Below are 18,277 nucleotides of genomic sequence, written 5' to 3' on the forward strand. Positions count from 1 at the left end.
GCTCAGGTCAGCGGTGTCTCCAGCTCCTCCGGGTCGAACTCGCCGTCCTTGGCTCCGGCCAGGAACGCCTCCCACTCGTCCTCGGTGAACACGAGCACCGGGCCGTCGGGGTCCTGGGCGTTGCGCATGCCGATGAGTTCGTCCACGAAGGCGACCTCGATGTCACCGCCGGCGGCGGAGGACCGCCACTCGGCCCGCTCCAGATCGAAGGTTCCCTTGAGCGGATGGTTGACGCCGGCGCTGTCGTGGGTCGGTCGTTCGATCATGTGTGGTGCGTACTCCCTGTGTGAGGATCGGCCCGCGCGGGGCGCCGGAGAAGACCGGGCGCCTGCCGCGATCCCGCTGCGCAGCAGACAAGCTACTCCCCTTGCCGCGCGCATGTACACAGAGTTCCCGCTCGTACGCAGGACGTAGACGATGAGTTCCCACGTCACACGTGAGCGTGGGCTCGGGCAGACCTCAGCAGACCCGGTGCAGCCAGTCGTAGGTGTCCTCGGTCCGGCCGTACTGGATGTCCAGCAGCTGCCGGCGGATCCGGGTGGTGACCGGGCCGGCGGTGCCGTCACCCATCACCAGCTCCCCCTCGCGCGAGCGCAGCGTCCCGACCGGGGTGAGCACGGCGGCGGTGCCGCAGGCGAAGACCTCGGTGATCCGCCCGGAGGCGGCACCCTCGCGCCACTCGTCGATGCCGATCCGGCGTTCCTCGACCTTGTGCCCGGCCTCGGTGGCCAGGGTGATGATCGCCTCGCGGGTGATGCCCTCCAGGATCGTGCCCAGCTCGGGGGTGACGATCTGCCCGTCGTCGTAGACGAAGTAGAGGTTCATCCCGCCGAGCTCCTCCACCCAGCGGCGGTCGACCGCGTCCAGGAACGCCACCTGGTCGCAGCCGTTCGCGATCGCCTCCTGCTGTGCGATCAGGCTGGCGGCGTAGTTGCCGCCGCACTTGGCCGCACCGGTGCCGCCGACGGCCGCCCGGGTGTAGTCCTCCGAAAGCCAGATCGAGACCGGCTTCACTCCCTCGGAGAAGTACGCCCCCGCGGGGGACGCGATCACCACGAAGCTCACCTGCCGGGCCGGGCGCACCCCGAGAAAGACCTCGGAAGCGAACATGAACGGGCGGAGATACAGGCTCGCCTCGCCGCCACTGGGAACCCACGCCTCGTCCACCCTGACGAGGGTGTCGAGCGCGGCCACGAAGTCGTCGACCGGGAGCTGCGGCAACGCCATCCGGGCAGCCGAGCGCTGGAACCGGGCCGCGTTGGCCTCCGGTCGGAAGGTCCACACCGAACCGTCGGCGTGGCGGTAGGCCTTGAGCCCCTCGAAGATCTCCTGCGCGTAGTGGAGCACCGCCGTCGCCGGGTCGATCGCGAGCGGTCCGTAGGGCTTGACCACCGCGTCGTGCCACCCCTGCTCGGGGGTCCACGTGACCGTGACCATGTGGTCGGAGAAGTATTTGCCGAACCCCGGCGCGGCGAGGATCTCCTCCCGGCGCGCGGAGGGCACCGGGGAGTCGGAGAGCTGCTGGCGGAACTCGAGGCTTGCGGTCATGGCTGCACCGTACCCAATCATTGCTCGACCCGTGGAGGTGTGATCCTCACGCGGTCCCTCCGGCGCCCACGCGGGGGAGGGAGATGACGTACGAAAACCGGCGAATGGCAACCGGGAACGACGAACGAGAACCGCCGCCCACGCGTCACGCGGGCGGCGGCCAGCTCCGAGGCGGATGACGCGACGAAGCCTAGTTGGATACTCGCTCGGCGATGTCGTCGCCGATCTGGCTGGTCGTGCGGTCCGGAGCGTCCACCCGGGCCGCGATGTCGGCGGTGACGGCATCCTCGACCCGTCGGGCCGCGGCCTGCTCGCCGACGTGGTCCAGCAGCAGCGCGGCGGACAGGATCGCCGCCGTCGGGTCGGCCTTGCCCTGCCCGGCGATCGACGGCGCGGAGCCGTGCACCGGCTCGAACATCGACGGGGCGGTGCGGTCGGGGTTGACGTTGCCGCTGGCGGCCAGGCCGATTCCACCGGTGACGGCGGCGGCCAGGTCGGTGATGATGTCGCCGAAGAGGTTGTCGGTGACGATCACGTCGAACCGCTCCGGCTCGGTCACCAGGAAGATGGTGGCCGCGTCCACGTGGAGGTAGTCGACGGTGACGTCGGGGAACTCCGGCGCCACCTCGCCCACGATCCGCGACCAGACGCCGCCGGCGTGCACCAGGACGTTGGTCTTGTGCACCAGGGTCAGCTTGCCCCTTCGCCCCTGTGCCCGGACGAACGCGTCGCGCACCACGCGTTCGACCCCGAACGCGGTGTTGACACTGACCTCGGTGGCCAACTCCTGCGGGGTGCCCTTGCGGACCACACCGCCGTTGCCGACGTACAGCCCCTCGGTGCCCTCGCGAACCACCACGAAGTCGATCGGGGCGTCGGAGGCGAGCGGAGTCGGGACGCCCGGGTAGCTGCGCGACGGGCGGAGGTTGACGTAGTGGTCGAGCTCGAACCGCAGCCTGAGCAGCAGCCCGCGTTCAAGGATGCCCGCGGGCAGGTTCGGGTCGCCGGGGCGGCCGCCGACCGCGCCGAGCAGGATCGCGTCGTGCTCGCGAAGCTCTGCCAGCACGGTGTCGGGGAGCACCTCACCGGTGGCGAGGTAACGCTGTGCGCCGAGGTCGTAGTGCGTCGGGTCGACCTTGATGTCGTACGCCGGGGAAATCACCGACAGGACCTTCAGCGCCTCCTCGGTGACCTCGGGGCCGATGTAGTCGCCGGGGATCACCGCGAGACGAATGCTCTGCGCCATGGGGCTCACCGTACTTCCTCATGTCCACATCTCGACACGCGGGTCTTGCGATGCGGACGGTCGGGTTGGGTCCCGGAACCGGGAGGATCGCGCGAAGGGGATACGAGCTACCGGACGGACACGTGCTCGTCGGCGTCGTGCCGGTCGGGCGCGAGCGACTCCGACTCCACCTCACTGCGACCGCCGTTGTCGCGGCGGTCCATGGCTTCCTGCAGGGCGCGGTAGGCCAGTTGCTGGGCTTCGATCATGGGGCGAATCTCCTTTCTGGACAACAAAGGACGTATACCCACATCACCTGGCCGACAATAGTAGGGCGTCCTAGTAGTTGTCTCGCCAGACGACCCGGTGTCTCGGACTACGAGATCCGGTCGGACCTTGTGCCACACTCTGGCCGCATGAGCGCTCCGCCCCAGATCCCCGGTGTGGTCACCCGCGCCCACCAACTCTCCCGCCGGCGCGGCTTCGTCTCCTCCTGTCGCAACGAGACCGGCTGGCTGCTCGCCTCCCTGGCGGCCTCGCGCCAGGGCACCCTGGCCGAGTCGGGCACCGGCTGCGGCGTCGGCTCCGCCTGGCTGCGCAGCGGGATGCGCGCCGGCTCGAGGCTCGTCACCGCCGAACACGACGCCGGGCTGGTCGAGGCGGTCCGGGAGATGTTCGCCGGCGACGAGGCGGTCGACGTCCTGGAGGCGGACTGGAAGGAACTCGCTTCGCGGGCGCCGTTCACGCTGTTGTTCCTCGACGTGCGCGAGGCCAAGCGGGCCGGCCCCGACCTGGCCGCCGAGCTCGTCGAGCCCGGCGGCCTGGTCGTACTGGACGACTTCACACCCTGCGCCACGTGGCCGCCGATGTACCAGGGACGGGTCGACACCACCCGCCAGCAGTGGCTCACCGACCCGCGGTTCACCACCGTCGAGGTGATGGTGGCGATCGACGCCAGCGTCCTGATCGCTACCAGGAACTGACGCGGTCCCATTCCGGGCCCAACCGGCCGAACCCCGCGGGAGCGGGGTCGCGTGGGTCAGTCGTCCAGGTCGATGGCGCGAACGCCCTCGGCGCTGATCTCCTGGGCGATCTCGTCAAGCGCGGCTTGCGGGATGGTCGAGTCGACCGTCATCGCGGCCAGCGCCTCTCCCCCGCGGCGGTCCCGGCTCACCTGCATGCCCGCGATGTTCACCCCGGCCGCTCCGAGGATCCGGCCGACGACGCCGACCACACCGGGCCGGTCGACGTACCGCAGCACCGCCATGTGCGAGGTGAGCTCGATCTCGATGTCGAACCCCTCCACCTCGACCAGTCGCTGGATGTGCCGCGGGCCGACCAGGGTGCCGCCCACCGAGACCTGCCGGCCGTCCGCGAGCGTGCCCCGCAACGTGACGAGGTTGCGGAAGTCGGGGCTCTCGGGGTCGGTGCGCAGGCGTACCTCCAGGCCCCGCTCGGCCGCGAGCAAGGGCACGTTGACATAGGAGACCTGCTCCTCCACGACGGAGGCGAAAACCCCTTTGAGAGCAGCGAGTTCGAGCACCTTGACGTCGTGGTCGGTGATCTCGCCGCGTACCTCCACGTCCATCTGTACGGCGACCTCGCCGGCCAGCGCGGTGAAGATGCGGCCGAGCTTCTCCGCCAGCGGGATGCCGGGCCGGACGTCCTCGGCGATGACGCCGCCCTGCACGTTGACCGCGTCGGGTACGAGCTCACCGGCCAGTGCGAGCCGCACCGAACGGGCGACCGCGACGCCGGCCTTCTCCTGCGCCTCCGCGGTGCTCGCGCCGAGGTGCGGCGTCGCCACGACGTTGGGCAGCTCCAGCAGGGGCGAGTCGGTGCACGGCTCGGTCGTGAACACGTCGATGCCGGCGCCACCCAGCCGGCCCTCCTTCAGCGCGACGTACAACGCGTGCTCGTCGATGATCCCGCCGCGGGCGGCGTTGACGATCAGCGCGCCCGGCTTCATCGTGGCCAGCTGGGCCTCGCCCACCAGCCCGAGCGTCTCCGGAGTCTTCGGCAGGTGGACAGTGATGGCGTCGGCGACCTCGAGCAGTTCTTCCAGTGGAACCAGCCGGACGCCCATCTGGGCTGCCCGGCCGGGCTGGACGTAGGGGTCGTACGCCACCACCTTCATGCCGAACGCCGCCAGCCGCTGTGCCACCAGCACGCCGATCCGGCCCAGGCCGAGTACGCCGAGGGTCTTGTCGTACAGCTCGACTCCGCCGAACTTGCTGCGCTTCCACTCCCCCGCACGAAGGGACGCGTCGGCCGCCGGAACGTGCCGGGCCACCGCGAGCAGCAGCGCGATCGCGTGCTCGGCAGCGGAGATGATGTTGGACTGCGGCGCGTTGACCACCATGACGCCGGCCTGGGTCGCGGCCCGTACGTCCACGTTGTCCAGACCGACGCCGGCACGGGCGACCACCTTCAACCGGCGGGCAGCGGCCAGCGCCTCCGCGTCGACTTTGGTGGCACTGCGGACGAGGAGCGCGTCGACGTCGGCGAGCGCGGGCAGGAGGGCCGACCGGTCGGCGCCGTCGCAGTGCCGGATCTCGAAGTCGTCGCCGAGGACGTCCAGGGTGGCGTCGGACAGTTCCTCCGCGATGAGCACGACCGGCCTGCGCGCGGCGCCTGACGGCGCCGGCGTTGCCGGCGCTGCGGACACGGCGGGCGTGGCGGCTGGGGTGGCGGGAACGGCCGCCGGGGTGGCGGATCCTGCCGAAATGGGGGAATTCACGGCTGCAGGCCTCCAGCACGTCGCGAGGGCGAGGGACGGTCCCCCGAGCACGACGTTGGGCCCGGCACTTGCGGTCAGGATAGCCAGGGCCGCCCGCCCGGCGCAGTCCCGGCGCCGGGTCCGGTCGGGGATGGCCGAACCCTCACCCTCGCCGGTCGCGCCGGACTCCGGAAACGACGAGGTGGGAAGACCTGTCAGGGCTGTGGGCCCCACAGGTCTTCCCACCTCGTTGGACTTGCCGAGCGCCTGCCGGCGACGCCGTACGTCAGCCGCGGGCGGCCGTGCCCTCGACGTAGTCGTCGTCGTGGCTCTTCACCCAGGCCATCAGCTTTCGCAGATCACGGCCGACGGTCTCGATCGGGTGCTTCTCCGACTGCTCGCGGAACTTCTTGAACTCCGGAGCGCCGGCGTCCTGGTCGTCGATGAAGCGCTGCGCGAACGTGCCGTCCTTGATGTCGGCGAGGACCTCGCGCATCCGGGCCTTGACCGACTCGTCGATGATCCGCGGGCCCGACACGTAGTCGCCGTACTCCGCGGTGTCGGAGATCGACCAACGCTGCTTGGCGATTCCGCCCTCATACATCAGGTCGACGATCAGCTTCAGCTCGTGCAGGCACTCGAAGTAGGCGACCTCAGGCTGGTAGCCCGCGTCGATGAGCGTCTCGAAGCCCGCCTGGATCAGCGCCGAGGCGCCGCCGCACAGCACCGCCTGCTCGCCGAACAGGTCGGTCTCGGTCTCCTCGGTGAAGGTCGTCTTGATGCCGCCGGCGCGCAGGCCGCCGATGGCCTTCGCGTACGACAGCGTGAGCGGCCAGGCACCACCGGTGGCGTCCTGCTCGACCGCGACCAGCACGGGGACACCGCGCCCCTCGGTGTACTCGCGGCGCACCAGGTGACCGGGCCCCTTCGGCGCGACCATCGCCACGTCCACCCCGGCCGGCGGCTTGATGTAGCCGAACCGGATGTTGAACCCGTGGCCGAAGAACAACGCGTCGCCGTCGGCGAGGTTGGGCTCGACCGCCTCGGCGTACAGCTTCCGCTGCACCGGGTCCGGCGCCAGGATGACGATCAGGTTGGACTCCTCCACCGCCTCCGCCGGCGTGAGGACCCGAAGGCCCTCCGCCTCGGCCTTGGCACGGCTCTTCGAGCCCTCGGGCAGGCCGACGCGGACGTCGACACCAGAGTCCCGCAGCGACAGCGCGTGGGCGTGGCCCTGACTGCCGTATCCGAGAACGGCGACGGTACGACCCTGGATGACCGCGAGATCGGCATCGTCGTCGTAGAACAGCTCTGCCACAACTTCTCCTTTGACCAATTCATTGTGTGGGGGTCGTACGACGGGTACGGCCCCGGTGTCCTTCGCTGGCTGAACGCGAGCCGGCTCCTCGCGGGAGGACGTCCGCGCCCTGCCCTCAGGCGCTCCGCTCGCCCACCCGGTCCAGGGAACGAAGCGTCCGGTCTGTGATGGAGCGGCCGCCGCGCCCGACGGCGACCATGCCCGACTGCACGAGCTCGCGGATGCCGTAGGGCTCGAGGACCCGCAGCATCGCGTCGAGCTTGTCCGGGCTGCCGGTCGCCTCGATCGTCACGGTATCGGTCCCGACGTCGACCACCTTCGCCCGGAACAGCTGGACCGTCTCCAGCACGCTGCCCCGGGCCTGGCCGTCGGCCTTCACCTTGACCAGCAGCAGCTCCCGCTGGACCGAGGTGGAGGGCTCCAGCTCGACGATCTTGATGACGTTCACCAGCTTGTTGAGCTGCTTGGTGACCTGCTCCAGCGGGAGTTCCTCGACGTTGACCACGATCGTCATCCGGGAGATCTCCGGGTGCTCGGTCGGGCCGACCGCGAGGGAGTCGATGTTGAACCCGCGCCGGGAGAAGAGTCCGGCTATCCGAGCCAGGACACTGGGTTTGTTCTCGACCAGCACGGAGAGGGTGTGTCGGGACATGTGCCTCGTCCTTGTCCTTTCGAGGGGGCCGGCTACGACGACTGGCGGGACGCGGGGTCCTTTCCGAGTCGGCGACGCTGCGGTCTAGAGGTCGTCGTTCTCCCAGACCGGCGCCAGGTCGCGCGCGATCTTGATGTCGTCGTTGCTGGTGCCGGCCGCCACCATCGGCCACACCATGGCGTCGCGGTGGACCACGAAGTCGATCACCACCGGAACGTCGTTGATCGCCATCGCCTTGGCCAGCACGTCGTCGACGTCCTCGGCCTTGTCACAGCGCAGCCCCACACAGCCGTACGCCTCGGCCAGCTTGGCGAAGTCGGGGATCCGGCTGGAGTGCAGGTCGGTGTTGGAGTAGCGGCCCTCGTAGAAGAGCGTCTGCCACTGGCGGACCATGCCGAGACTGGAGTTGTTGATCACCGCGACCTTGATCGGGATGTTGTCCAGCGCGCAGGTGGCCAGCTCCTGGTTGGTCATCTGGAAGCAGCCGTCGCCGTCGATCGCCCAGACGGTGGCGTCGGGCCGGCCCGCCTTGGCACCCATCGCGGCGGGCACGGAGAAGCCCATCGTGCCGAGTCCGCCGGAGCTGAGGAAGGTGCCGGGATTCTCGTACGAGATGAACTGTGCGGTCCACATCTGGTGCTGGCCCACGCCCGGGACGTAGATCGCCTCCGGCCCCGCGACCTGGCCGATCCGCTCGATCACCTGCTGCGGCGACAGGGAGCCGTCGTCGGGCTTGTCGTACCCCAGCGGGTAACGGGAGCGCCATTCCTCCAGCAGCCGCCACCAGCCGGTGTAGTCGCCGGCGCGGCCGGCGGCGTTCTCGGCCTGCAGCGCGACCACCAGGTCGGCGATGACCTCCCGGCAGTCACCGACGATCGGCACGTCGGCGGTGCGGTTCTTGGAGATCTCGGCCGGGTCGATGTCCGCGTGCACGACCTTCGCCCGCGGCGCGAACGTGTCCAGCTTCCCGGTCACCCGGTCGTCGAACCGGGCGCCCAGGCTGATCAGCAGGTCGGCCTTCTGCAGCGCGCCGACCGCCGCGACGGTCCCGTGCATTCCGGGCATGCCCAGGTGCAACCTGTGGTTGTCGGGGAACGCGCCGCGCGCCATCAGCGTGGTGACCACCGGGATCCCGGTCATCTCCGCCAGCACCCGCAGCTCCCGGGCGGCCCGGGCGCGCAGCACGCCACCGCCGACGTAGAGCACCGGGCGCCGGGCCTCGCTGATCAGCCGGGCCGCCTCACGGACCTGCTTGGCGTGCGGGCGGCTCACCGGCCGGTAGCCGGGCAGGTCGACACCTGACGGCCACTCGAACGTGGTCATCGCCTGCATCGCGTCCTTGGACACGTCGACCAGGACCGGGCCGGGCCGGCCGGTGGAGGCGATGTGGAACGCCTCGGCGATCGTGCGCGGGATCTCCGCCGGGTCGGTGACGAGGTAGTTGTGCTTGGTGATCGGGAGCGTGATGCCCTGGATGTCGGCTTCCTGGAAGGCGTCGGTCCCGATCGAGCTGGCGGCGACCTGCCCGGTGACCGCGACCATCGGCACGGAGTCCATGTAGGCGTCGGCGATCGGGGTGACGAGGTTGGTGGCGCCGGGCCCGGAGGTCGCCATGCACACGCCGACCCTGCCGGTGGCCAGGGCGTAGCCCTCGGCGGCGTGTCCGGCGCCCTGCTCGTGGCGGACCAGCACGTGCCGGATCTTGCGGGAGTCCAGGAGCGGGTCGTACGCGGGGAGAATCGCCCCGCCGGGGATGCCGAATACCGTGTCGACGCCGGCTTCCTCCAGCGATCTGATCAGGCTCTGCGCCCCCGTCATCTGCTCACTCATGAGCGTCCTCTCGCTGTCGTGCCGGGTGTACCGCTGCTGGAACCGCCGGCGGTCCTGCCGGTGCTGCCTGTGCGCGTGGTGCGTGCTGCGGGTGGTGCTGGTGCTGCGGGTGTCGTGGTCGTGGTGGTCTGCGCCGTCAGAACAGTCTCCTGGGAAACAAAAACCCCTCGGCCCGGGTGGGCAACGAGGGGAGCGCGCTGGCTGGAAGCTTCGAGAGCGGTCAGCCGGCGCGCGAGTGGAGTACGAGAATCTGCGGACGCACCCATGCAGGTTTTCCGACCGGCCGCCTTCACGTCAAGCCAAACCCTTGGCCGTCTCGACATTTGGACGGTCCGTCCACATGTCGTCGTCGTCGAACGCGGGCAGGCCGTCGACGCTGCGCTGGTTCTTCTTCCGCCGGTAGTCACGCAGCCCCTCCTCGCCCTTGCGGTCCATGTGCGCGGGCAGCAGGTCCCGCTCCCCCACGTAGTCCATCAGGGGTACGCCGTAGCCGCAGGAGTCGGAGACCCGGGTGACGTCGACCACGATCACCGCCCGGGCGCCGCGCCGCTCGGTGAACTGCGCGGCCAGCTCGGCGAACTCCGCGTCGTACATCGACACCACCCGGCCCCGCCCGTGCAGCCGGACGACGTTGGGCGGGCCCTCGAAGGCGCAGAACATCAGCGTGATCCTGCCGTTCTGCCGCAGGTGGGCGATCGTCTCCGACCCGCTCGCGGTGATGTCGATGTAGGCGACGGTGTGCTCGTCGAGCACCGCGAACGTCCCGCCGATGCCCTTCGGCGAGACGTTCACGTGCCCGTCGGAACCGCTCGGTGCCGTGGCTACGAAGAACACCCGCTGCGCCTCGACGAACTGCCGCAGCCGCCCGTCGATGCGTTCGTGCACCTTGCCCATCGGGTGTTCCCCCTTCGCCGTAGGTCGTGCCGTGGAGCCGTCGGTCGTGCGGTGGGGCCGTCAGCCGCACACGGCGCCGTGCGCCGCGGACGTCACCAGCCGGGCGTACTTGCCGAGCACACCGCGGGTGAACGTCGGCGGCAGCGGCGTCCAGTCGGCGCGGCGCCGCTCCAGCTCGTCGGCGTCGACGAGCAGGTCGAGCGTCCGGTTGGTCATGTCCAGCCGGACCATGTCGCCGTCGCGGATCAGCGCGATCGGGCCGCCGTCGACCGCCTCGGGCGCGACGTGGCCGACGCACAGGCCGGTCGTCCCGCCGGAGAACCGGCCGTCGGTGAGCAGCAGGACGTCCTTGCCCAGGCCCGCGCCCTTGATCGCCCCGGTGATGGCGAGCATCTCCCGCATCCCCGGCCCGCCCTTGGGGCCTTCGTACCGGATGACCACCACGTCGCCGGCCTGGATGGTGCCGTCCTCGAGGGCGTCCAGCGCGCCGCGCTCGCGTTCGAAGACCCGGGCCGGGCCCTCGAACACCGCCGCCTCCAGGCCCGCGCTCTTGACCACGGCGCCGTCCTCGGCCAGCGAGCCGCGCAGGATCGTCAGGCCGCCGGTGCGGTGGATCGGGTCCTTGATCGCCCGGATGATCGTGCCGTCCAGGTCGGGCGGGTCGATGTCGGCGAGGTTCTCCGCGACGGTCCTGCCCGTCACCGTCATCGGCTCACCGTGCAGCAGGCCGGCGTCGAGCAGCGCGCGCATCACCACCGGGATCCCGCCCACCCGGTCGACGTCGCTCATGACGTACCGGCCGAACGGCTTGAGGTCGCCGAGGTGCGGCACCTGGTCGCCGATCCGGTTGAAGTCGTCGAGGGTGAGGTCGACCTCGGCCTCGCGGGCGATGGCGAGCAGGTGGAGTACGGCGTTCGTGGAGCCGCCGAGCGCCATCACCACCGCGATGGCGTTCTCGAACGCCTCCTTGCTGAGGATCTGCCGGGCGGTCAGGCCGCGGCGCAGCATCTCCACCACGGCCTCGCCGGAACGCCTGGCGATGCCGTCGCGGCGCCGGTCGACTGCCGGCGGGGCGGCCGACCCGGGCAGCGCCATGCCGAGCGCCTCGGCTGCGCTGGCCATGGTGTTGGCGGTGTACATGCCGCCGCAGGCGCCCTCGCCGGGACAGATCGCCTTCTCGATCCGGTCGACCTCCTCGCGCGGGATCAGCCCCCGCGCACACGCGCCGACCGCCTCGAACGCGTCGATGATGGTGACGTCGCGGCCGTCGACCTTGCCCGGCAGGATCGAGCCGGCGTAGACGAACACCGACGCGAGGTCGAGCCGGGCGGCGGCCATCAGCATGCCGGGCAGGCTCTTGTCGCAGCCGGCCAGCAGCACCGAGCCGTCCAGGCGTTCGGCCTCCATGACCGTCTCCACCGAGTCGGCGATGATCTCCCGGGACACCAGGGAGAAGTGCATGCCGACGTGGCCCATGGAGATGCCGTCGGACACCGAGATGGTGCCGAACTCCAGCGGGTAGCCACCGGCGGCGTGCACGCCGTCCTTGGCGGCCTTGGCCAGCCGGTCGAGGGAGAGGTTGCAGGGGGTGATCTCGTTCCACGACGAGGCGACGCCGATCTGGGGCTTCTCCCAGTCCTCGTCGCCCATCCCGACCGCGCGGAGCATGCCGCGGGCGGCTGCGCGCTCCAGCCCGTCGGTGACCTCCCGGCTGCGCGGCTTGATGTCGCTACTCATGTGCGTTGGGCTCCTCGTTCACCGTGGCGGTGGTGGGGCTTGCTGGGGCGGGGCGCCGGTACGCCGAGCGGTCGGCCGCGGATGCGCAGCAGATCGCGGGAACGTACACCCGGGCCGCGGTATCGCAGGCGGGGTCACCGCACCCTCACCTTACGGCGGCGTCCGCGAGGGGCCGACGGTCGGGCTCGGGGGTGACCTGCCGACCGGTCGCGTACGCCACCGCGAGCAGGGCCAGCCCGAGCGCAGGGCCGAGCACGCTGAGCGCCTGCTGCCAGGGTGCGTAGGAGAGTTCGACGTCGCTGCCCCACGGCAGGACGTACTTGAAGATCGCCGCCGCCACCCACACCACGAACACCGCGCCCGTCCAGCGCAGCGACCGCGGCAGGTGCGAGCCGACCAGCACCGTCGCGCCGAGCGGCACCACCCAGACGTAGTGGTGGGTCCACGACAGGGGGGACGCGAGCAGGGTGGCCAGACCGCAGAGCGAGACCGCCAACATCTGCTCTCGGCGCCGCCACCACACCGCCGCGACGTAGGCACCGGCGATGCCCGCCGCCGCGCCCAGCGCGAGCCCGGCGTAGTGCTGCCAGCCGCCGTAGCCGAAGAGCCGGACGACGACGCCCAGCATCGACTGGTTCATCAGGAAGTGCGCGGGGCCGGTGCGGGTGTCGCCGGACAGCAGCAGCTTCGCGAACCCGATCGTCTCCCGTGGCATCACCACGGCGGTGGCGACGGTGATCACCACGGCGGTGACGACGACCGTGCGCGCCTCCCGCCAGCGCCGCGCGAACAGCAGCATCACCACGAACAACGCGGGCGTGACCTTGATCGCCGCCGAGATGCCGGTGAGGACGCCGGTGGGCAGCGACCGGCCGCCGTCGGTGTGCGAACGCCGCCGGAGCCGCGGCATCCATCGGCGGCCGGGCACCAGGTCGGCGACCACCAGCGCCATCAGGAACACGTTGATCTGGCCGAAGCTGACCGTGGCGCGCACCGGCTCCACGACCAGCGCGCAGGCGGTGGCGAGCAGCGACAGCGTCCAGCCGCGCAGGCCGGCCCGGTGCAGGACGAACAGCAGCGCGAGGCCGTTGAGGACCGTCCAGACCAGCTGCAGGAGCGTCTGCGGCACGAACACCAGCGGGACGCTGAGCAGCGCCGCCACCGGCGGATAGATGAACGCGAGCGCGGTGTCCGGCGTCCGCGCGGTGAGGATGTCCCCGCCGCCGAGCAGGACGTGGCCGGTGTAGACGTACACGTCCAGGTCGACGGTGTTCGGCTGCCAGGGCCAGAACTCGCCGTACGACTGGGCGAACGGCAGTATCGCGAGCAGCGCCACGATCGGCAGCGCGATCCGGGCGGCGAGACCCACGACGCCCGCCGCGCCCCGGCGGGACGCCCCGGCGGTCGCGGTCGTCTCGGTGGTCGCGGTCGTCTCGGTGGTCGCGGTCGTCTCGGCGGCCCCGGTGGTCTCGTCGCTACTGCCCGTGCTGTTCGTGCTGGTCCGCACGTCGCTCCTGTCCGATGGTTCCGGGGCACCTTCATACCCCGTCGGGCCCGGCCGCGGAATCCCGGGCCGTGGGTCCGCCAGGCTCAGTAGGCCCCCGCGACGGCGTTGACCAGCGGCTCCCCCGCGGCGTACCGGCGAAGCTGTGCGCTCACCAGCCGCCGCCCGCGCGGGACGAAGGCGGAGGTGTTGCCACCCACGTGCGGGCTGAGCAGCAGCCCGGGCGCGTCCCACAGCGGGTGTCCGGCCGGCAGCGGCTCGGGGTCGGTGACGTCCAGCGCCGCCCGCAGCCGGCCGGCGGTCAGCTCGGCCAGCAGGGCGTCGGTGTCGACCACCGGGCCGCGGGCGAGGTTGACCACCAGCGCCCCGTCCTTCAGCCGGGACAGGAACTTCGCGTCCACCAGGCCGTGCGTCTGCTCGGTCAGCGGAAGCAGCAGCACCACCACGTCGGCGGTGGGCAGGAGCTCGGGCAGCCGGTCCATGCCGGCCACGCCCTCCCCGGGAGTACGGCTGACCTTGACGACCGAGCACTCGAACGGCTCCAGCCGGCGTTCGAGCGCCCGGCCGATCGCGCCGTACCCCACCACGAGCACCCGCTTGTCGGCCAGCGAGTCGCGCCGGCCGGCGGCCCAGCGGTGCTCGTCCTGGGCGCGCACGAAGTCGGGGAAGCCGCGCAGCGAGGCGATGATCAGCCCGACGCCCAGCTCGGCGGTGCTGGCGTCGTGCACGCCGCGGGCGTTGCACAACGTGACGCCGGGGCCGACGAACGGGCGGACGTTCTCCACGCCGGCGGTGAGGGTCTGCACGACCTCCAGCCTCGGCATGTCGGCGATGATCTCGACGGTGTGCGGCGCTCCCATGTACGGGGGTACGTAGAACGCCACCTCGCCGATCGTGGCAGGCGGGTCGGACCGCCCGTCGTACACGTCGATCGCCAGGCCGGCGGGCAGGTCGTCGTACACCTCCGGCGGCTCCGGCAGCCACACCCGCCCCGCGGTCGCCGGCCCGCTCGTCTCGTCGGTTCCGCTCGCTGCTGCTCCCACTACTGAGGTCCTCCTCGGCACTTCGTGACGTACTGGTCGAAGTCCCAGGTGCGCAGGAACTCCCGGGCCGCCTGCGACCCCTCGGCCAGCAGCGCGTCCTGTTGCTCCGTGGTGACGTCGAAGTCGACCGCGGACACCGCCGAGGAGTCCACGAACGTCGTCCGGATCAGGCTGCACGGCTGCTGGGCGAGCTCGAGGTTGTGCGCCTGCAGCAACGTCTCGACCAGCGCGGCGGTCAGCGCGACCGGCCCGCGTACCGGGTGGGAGCGTGCCACAGGTCCGGGCTGGGTGGAAAGGCGTACGCCGAATGTCGGCCACCGGGGCGGCCTGCCGTCGGTGCGGTCGAAGATGGTGATCGGGAAGTTCCACAGCAGGCCGCCGTCGATCAGCGTGGCGTCGCCCGCTCCCGGTGTCCGGCCGGCGATCGCCGCCCTGGCCGCGTTCGCCCGCCCGGCGCGCAGCGTGTAGGGCTCGAAGAAGTACGGGATGGACGCGGAGGCCCGGACAGCGTCGGCGACCGGCTGCTCGTCGGGGTCCAGGCCGTACTCCGGGTAGTCTCACGGCAGCCGGGCCGCGCGCTGCCGGGACACGTCACTGGCCAGCACGACCAGGCGGTAGCGGTGGCCGGGCGGCAGGTCGCTGCCGGGGTCCGGTGGCAGCCGCAGGTCGCCGAACGTCTTGACACCGAGGTCCCTCAGGACGCCGGCGATCCAGTCGTGGAGGTACTTCCCCTCGAACAGGCCGGACTCCACCGCAAGCGACATCCCGTCGACCAGGAGCCCGAGACCCACCCGGTCGGCGACCCCGCCGACGACGCCGCCGACGCGGCCCCGGTCGCGGAACTTCCGGTAGTCGAGGGTGCGGGCGATCTCCTCCAGCCGGTCCAGCGGTTCACCGGCCACCTGCAGCCCGGCGAGGACCGCGCCGACGAGGGCGCCGGCCGACGTCCCGGCGATCCGCCGGAAGTCGTACCCACTCTTGGCGAACGTCCCGACCGCGCCGACCAGCCCGATCCCCTTGACGCCGCCGCCTTCCAGGACGAGGTCCGCCGGACGCGTGCCGGCGGCCTTCCCCGTCCGCTTCTCGGTCCGCTTCTCGGTCCGCCCGGCGCGGCCTTCCGCGCCCGGGTCCTTTCGCGTGGTGCTCATACCTGAAGGTAATCCGATCCATGACCGTGGGCGACTGGTTCGTGGCCCTGCGCGACACCACCAGGTGGCGCGGTGGGTCGCCGTGCCGGTCGCCGTGCAGACTGGGCCCATGCGTCGCGTCAGGGTACTTCCCGTCCGGCCGGCCGACGGGGCCGTCACCAGGGGCGCCAAGCCGCTCACCAGGGGCGCCAGGGCTGCCGCCAGGGCCGTCACCGTGGCCGTCGCGGGTGCGCTGGTCGCCGGCTCCGTCGGCTGTACGCCCACGTCCGGGCCGGGTGAGAAGAACTCCCACCGGTCGCCGGCGGGCGCCGGCTCGAACGGGGACGCCGCGCACCGGCCGCGGGTGGCCGGCACCGTCGCCACCGGGCTGGCCGCGCCGTGGGGGCTCGCGTTCCTGCCCGACCGAAGCGCGCTGGTCGCCGAACGCGACACCGGCCGGGTACGCCGGATCCCCGGCGCCTCCAGTGCCGGCGCCGGCACTGGAGGCGAGAGCGGCCGGCCCGTCGAGGTGGACCGGGTGCCGGGCGTGCAGTCCGGCGGCGAGGGCGGGCTGCTCGGGCTCGCGGTGGCCCCGTCGTTCGAGAAGCAGCCGTACGTCTACGCGTACCTCACCACCGCGAGGGACAACCGGGTCGTGCGGATGCGGTACACCGGCGGGCGGCTCGGCGCCCCCGAGGTGCTCCTGGCCGGCATCCCGTCGGCCGGGGTGCACAACGGCGGGCGGATGGTGTTCGGACCGGACGGCATGCTGTACGTCGGGACCGGCGACGCCAGCGACGGCGACAACGCGCAGGACCGGCGCTCCCTGGGCGGCAAGATCCTCCGGCTGACCCCGGACGGCAGGCCTGCGCCCGGCAACCCGTTCGAGAACTCCCCGGTGTGGAGCTACGGGCACCGCAACGTCCAGGGGCTCGCGTTCGACCCCGGCGGCCGGCTGTGGGCCAGCGAGTTCGGCCAGAACACCTGGGATGAGCTGAACCTCATCCGCAGGGGCGGCAACTACGGCTGGCCGCAGGCGGAGGGCGTCGCGCAGGACCGCAGGTCGCTGGACCCGGTGGCGCAGTGGCCGACCAGTGACGCCTCGCCGTCCGGCCTCGCCTACGCCGACGGCGCGCTGTGGATGGCCGGTCTGCGCGGACGCCGCCTGTGGCGCATCCCGGTGCGGGACGGCCACCGGGCCGGCGAGCCGCAGGCGTACCTCACCGGCACCTACGGCCGGCTGCGCACCGTCGCGGTCGCGCCGGACGGCAGCCTGTGGCTGAGCACCAGCAACACCGACGGACGGGGAGCACCCAAGCCCGGCGACGACCGGATCCTGCGACTGAGGCTTCCATGACCAGCTCCCGAACCCCGTACCCGGCGCTCCGTGCGGTCCTGGTGATCGTCGCGCTGTGCACGGCCACCGCCTGCGGGCTGACCGGCTCAGGCTCCGGTGACACCGACGGTGCCGGCGGACCGGACCGGAGGGCCACACCGACCAGGAGCGCCTCGCCGACTCCCGGCACGCCGACGCCGAGCACGACCACGGCCACGCCGTCGGCCACCACCACGTCGCCGACGCCGTCCGCCCGGGCCACCCCGCCCTCTCTTACCCGGCGGGCCACACCACGGCCGACCGCTTCCCGCAGGCCCGCCGCACGCCCGGCCGGCCCCGCCCGTCCCGTCGTCGCCGGCACCATCGCGAAGGGGCTCACCACACCGTGGGACCTCGCCTTCCTGCCCGACGGGTCCGCCCTGCTGTCCGAACGCGACACCGCGCGAGTGGACCGGGTGACCCCGGGAGGGAAGGTCGGCACCGTCGGGCGGGTACCCGGCGTGGTGCACGAGGGCGAGGGCGGGCTGCTCGGCCTGGCGCTGTCGCCGCACTACTCCCGGGACCATCTGCTGTACGCGTACATCACCACCCGTACCGACAACCGGGTCGTACGCATGACCTACGACGGCACCGGGCTCGGCCCACCGGAGGCGGTCTTCACCGGGATCCCGCGCGGGCCGCAGCACCACAACGGCGGGCGGCTGCGGTTCGGTCCGGACGGCTACCTCTACGTACCCACCGGCGACGGTGAACAGCGCGCCCGGGCCCAGAACCGCTCCTCCCTCGGCGGCAAGATCCTCCGCATCACCGCGAACGGGAAACCCGCGCCGGGCAACCCGTTCGGCACCGCGGTCTGGACCTACGGCCACCGCAACGTCGAGGGCCTGGTCTTCGACCCGCAGGGCCGGTTGTGGGCGAGTGAGTTCGGCGACAAGGCGGCGGACGAGCTCAACCGGATCCGGGCCGGCGGCAACTACGGCTGGCCGGTGCTGGAGGGGCGCGGCGGCGCGAGACGCGGGTACGTCGACCCGCTGGCGCAGTGGCCCACCGACGACGCGTCACCGTCCGGGCTCACCTACGCCGACGGGTCGATGTGGCTGGCGTCGCTGCGCGGTGAACGCCTGTGGCGGGTGCCGGTCGCCGGAGGCCGCGTGACGGGAGCGTCGAAGGCGTTCCTCGTCGGTACGTACGGACGGCTCCGGCACGTCGCCCGGGCACCGGACGGGTCGTTGTGGCTGCTCACGAACAACACCGACGGGCGGGTCTCCCCGCGACCGGGCGACGACCGGATCCTCCGGCTGCGGTTGACGAGGTAGCCCGCGTCAACCGCACCTTGCACCAAGC

Annotated in this window: 17 protein-coding genes and 1 pseudogene; 4 read left to right on the top strand and 14 right to left on the bottom strand. The window is 71.7% G+C overall.

Annotated elements, in window-relative coordinates:
* Positions 1 to 2: 2 nt before the first annotated feature.
* The 4 genes from BLU27_RS26125 to BLU27_RS29355 form a co-directional block, all read right to left on the bottom strand.
* Positions 3 to 266, bottom strand: coding sequence for a DUF397 domain-containing protein (locus BLU27_RS26125; RefSeq protein ID WP_092656236.1), 264 nt, complete (start codon positions 264 to 266; stop codon positions 3 to 5).
* A gap of 193 nt (positions 267 to 459) precedes the next feature.
* A complete protein-coding gene (locus tag BLU27_RS26130) occupies positions 460 to 1,548 on the bottom strand; it encodes a branched-chain amino acid aminotransferase (protein ID WP_092656237.1) in 1,089 nt (362 codons plus the stop codon).
* A gap of 190 nt (positions 1,549 to 1,738) precedes the next feature.
* Positions 1,739 to 2,794 (bottom strand): 3-isopropylmalate dehydrogenase, encoded by a 1,056-nt coding sequence (locus tag BLU27_RS26135; RefSeq protein WP_092656238.1) that lies wholly within the window; start codon positions 2,792 to 2,794, stop codon positions 1,739 to 1,741.
* A gap of 107 nt (positions 2,795 to 2,901) precedes the next feature.
* Positions 2,902 to 3,042, bottom strand: a complete 141-nt coding sequence (locus tag BLU27_RS29355) for a hypothetical protein (protein WP_157728809.1) — start codon at positions 3,040 to 3,042, stop codon at positions 2,902 to 2,904.
* A gap of 147 nt (positions 3,043 to 3,189) precedes the next feature.
* Here BLU27_RS29355 and BLU27_RS26140 point away from each other — a divergent pair, with 147 nt between their 5' ends.
* The gene (locus BLU27_RS26140) at positions 3,190 to 3,756 is read left to right on the top strand and encodes an O-methyltransferase (protein ID WP_092656239.1); all 567 of its coding nucleotides are present in this window, start codon (positions 3,190 to 3,192) and stop codon (positions 3,754 to 3,756) included.
* Positions 3,757 to 3,812: 56 nt separating this feature from the next.
* Here BLU27_RS26140 and serA read toward each other — a convergent pair whose 3' ends face one another.
* The 9 genes from serA to BLU27_RS30665 all read right to left on the bottom strand — a co-directional run bounded on the left by serA (position 3,813) and on the right by BLU27_RS30665 (position 14,745).
* The gene (serA, locus tag BLU27_RS26145; RefSeq protein WP_241827647.1) at positions 3,813 to 5,387 is read right to left on the bottom strand and encodes a phosphoglycerate dehydrogenase; all 1,575 of its coding nucleotides are present in this window, start codon (positions 5,385 to 5,387) and stop codon (positions 3,813 to 3,815) included.
* Between the two features lie 391 nt (positions 5,388 to 5,778).
* Positions 5,779 to 6,810: a ketol-acid reductoisomerase gene (gene ilvC, locus BLU27_RS26150; RefSeq protein ID WP_092656241.1), complete on the bottom strand. Its 1,032-nt coding sequence runs from the start codon at positions 6,808 to 6,810 to the stop codon at positions 5,779 to 5,781.
* A gap of 115 nt (positions 6,811 to 6,925) precedes the next feature.
* Positions 6,926 to 7,462 (bottom strand): acetolactate synthase small subunit, encoded by a 537-nt coding sequence (gene ilvN / locus BLU27_RS26155; protein WP_092656242.1) that lies wholly within the window; start codon positions 7,460 to 7,462, stop codon positions 6,926 to 6,928.
* An 84-nt stretch (positions 7,463 to 7,546) separates the two neighbouring features.
* Positions 7,547 to 9,562 (bottom strand): acetolactate synthase large subunit, encoded by a 2,016-nt coding sequence (locus BLU27_RS26160; RefSeq protein ID WP_241828060.1) that lies wholly within the window; start codon positions 9,560 to 9,562, stop codon positions 7,547 to 7,549.
* A gap of 24 nt (positions 9,563 to 9,586) precedes the next feature.
* Positions 9,587 to 10,186 (bottom strand): pyridoxamine 5'-phosphate oxidase family protein, encoded by a 600-nt coding sequence (locus BLU27_RS26165; protein WP_092656243.1) that lies wholly within the window; start codon positions 10,184 to 10,186, stop codon positions 9,587 to 9,589.
* A 60-nt stretch (positions 10,187 to 10,246) separates the two neighbouring features.
* Complete coding sequence (gene ilvD, locus BLU27_RS26170; protein ID WP_092656244.1) at positions 10,247 to 11,923, bottom strand: dihydroxy-acid dehydratase; 1,677 nt, start codon at positions 11,921 to 11,923, stop codon at positions 10,247 to 10,249.
* 145 nt (positions 11,924 to 12,068) lie between these two features.
* Positions 12,069 to 13,430: a glycosyltransferase 87 family protein gene (locus BLU27_RS26175; protein ID WP_092656245.1), complete on the bottom strand. Its 1,362-nt coding sequence runs from the start codon at positions 13,428 to 13,430 to the stop codon at positions 12,069 to 12,071.
* 83 nt (positions 13,431 to 13,513) lie between these two features.
* A complete protein-coding gene (locus BLU27_RS26180) occupies positions 13,514 to 14,470 on the bottom strand; it encodes a 2-hydroxyacid dehydrogenase (RefSeq protein ID WP_092656246.1) in 957 nt (318 codons plus the stop codon).
* Positions 14,470 to 14,745, bottom strand: coding sequence for a hypothetical protein (locus tag BLU27_RS30665; protein ID WP_241828078.1), 276 nt, complete (start codon positions 14,743 to 14,745; stop codon positions 14,470 to 14,472). The genes BLU27_RS26180 and BLU27_RS30665 overlap by 1 nt, the downstream gene beginning before the upstream one ends.
* A gap of 13 nt (positions 14,746 to 14,758) precedes the next feature.
* On the opposite strand from BLU27_RS30665, the gene BLU27_RS30670 reads away from it, so the two are divergent.
* A complete protein-coding gene (locus BLU27_RS30670; RefSeq protein ID WP_241828079.1) occupies positions 14,759 to 14,938 on the top strand; it encodes a hypothetical protein in 180 nt (59 codons plus the stop codon).
* On the opposite strand, the pseudogene BLU27_RS30045 reads toward BLU27_RS30670, so the two are convergent.
* Positions 14,875 to 15,729, bottom strand: a pseudogene (locus BLU27_RS30045) (patatin-like phospholipase family protein); the annotation flags it as partial. The gene BLU27_RS30670 and the pseudogene BLU27_RS30045 sit on opposite strands and share 64 nt — an antisense overlap.
* Between BLU27_RS30045 and BLU27_RS26190 the strand changes: the two are divergent.
* The gene (locus tag BLU27_RS26190; protein WP_092658323.1) at positions 15,728 to 16,954 is read left to right on the top strand and encodes a PQQ-dependent sugar dehydrogenase; all 1,227 of its coding nucleotides are present in this window, start codon (positions 15,728 to 15,730) and stop codon (positions 16,952 to 16,954) included. The pseudogene BLU27_RS30045 and the gene BLU27_RS26190 sit on opposite strands and share 2 nt — an antisense overlap.
* Entirely contained in the window at positions 16,951 to 18,249 is a 1,299-nt protein-coding gene (locus BLU27_RS26195; RefSeq protein ID WP_092656247.1) for a PQQ-dependent sugar dehydrogenase, read from the top strand. The genes BLU27_RS26190 and BLU27_RS26195 overlap by 4 nt, the downstream gene beginning before the upstream one ends.
* Positions 18,250 to 18,277 lie beyond the last annotated feature (28 nt).

It is taken from the genome of Actinopolymorpha singaporensis (genome assembly GCF_900104745.1).
GTDB classification, from domain to species: Bacteria; Actinomycetota; Actinomycetes; order Propionibacteriales; family Actinopolymorphaceae; genus Actinopolymorpha; species Actinopolymorpha singaporensis.

Coding starts and splice junctions, on each gene's coding strand:
- BLU27_RS26165 (WP_092656243.1), bottom strand. CDS start 10,186: ATGGGCAAGGTGCACGAACGCATCGACGGGCGGCTGCGGCAGTTCGTC.
- BLU27_RS26140 (WP_092656239.1), top strand. CDS start 3,190: ATGAGCGCTCCGCCCCAGATCCCCGGTGTGGTCACCCGCGCCCACCAA.
- BLU27_RS26130 (WP_092656237.1), bottom strand. CDS start 1,548: ATGACCGCAAGCCTCGAGTTCCGCCAGCAGCTCTCCGACTCCCCGGTG.
- ilvN (WP_092656242.1), bottom strand. CDS start 7,462: ATGTCCCGACACACCCTCTCCGTGCTGGTCGAGAACAAACCCAGTGTC.
- BLU27_RS26135 (WP_092656238.1), bottom strand. CDS start 2,794: ATGGCGCAGAGCATTCGTCTCGCGGTGATCCCCGGCGACTACATCGGC.
- ilvD (WP_092656244.1), bottom strand. CDS start 11,923: ATGAGTAGCGACATCAAGCCGCGCAGCCGGGAGGTCACCGACGGGCTG.
- BLU27_RS26190 (WP_092658323.1), top strand. CDS start 15,728: ATGCGTCGCGTCAGGGTACTTCCCGTCCGGCCGGCCGACGGGGCCGTC.
- BLU27_RS26195 (WP_092656247.1), top strand. CDS start 16,951: ATGACCAGCTCCCGAACCCCGTACCCGGCGCTCCGTGCGGTCCTGGTG.
- BLU27_RS29355 (WP_157728809.1), bottom strand. CDS start 3,042: ATGATCGAAGCCCAGCAACTGGCCTACCGCGCCCTGCAGGAAGCCATG.
- BLU27_RS26125 (WP_092656236.1), bottom strand. CDS start 266: ATGATCGAACGACCGACCCACGACAGCGCCGGCGTCAACCATCCGCTC.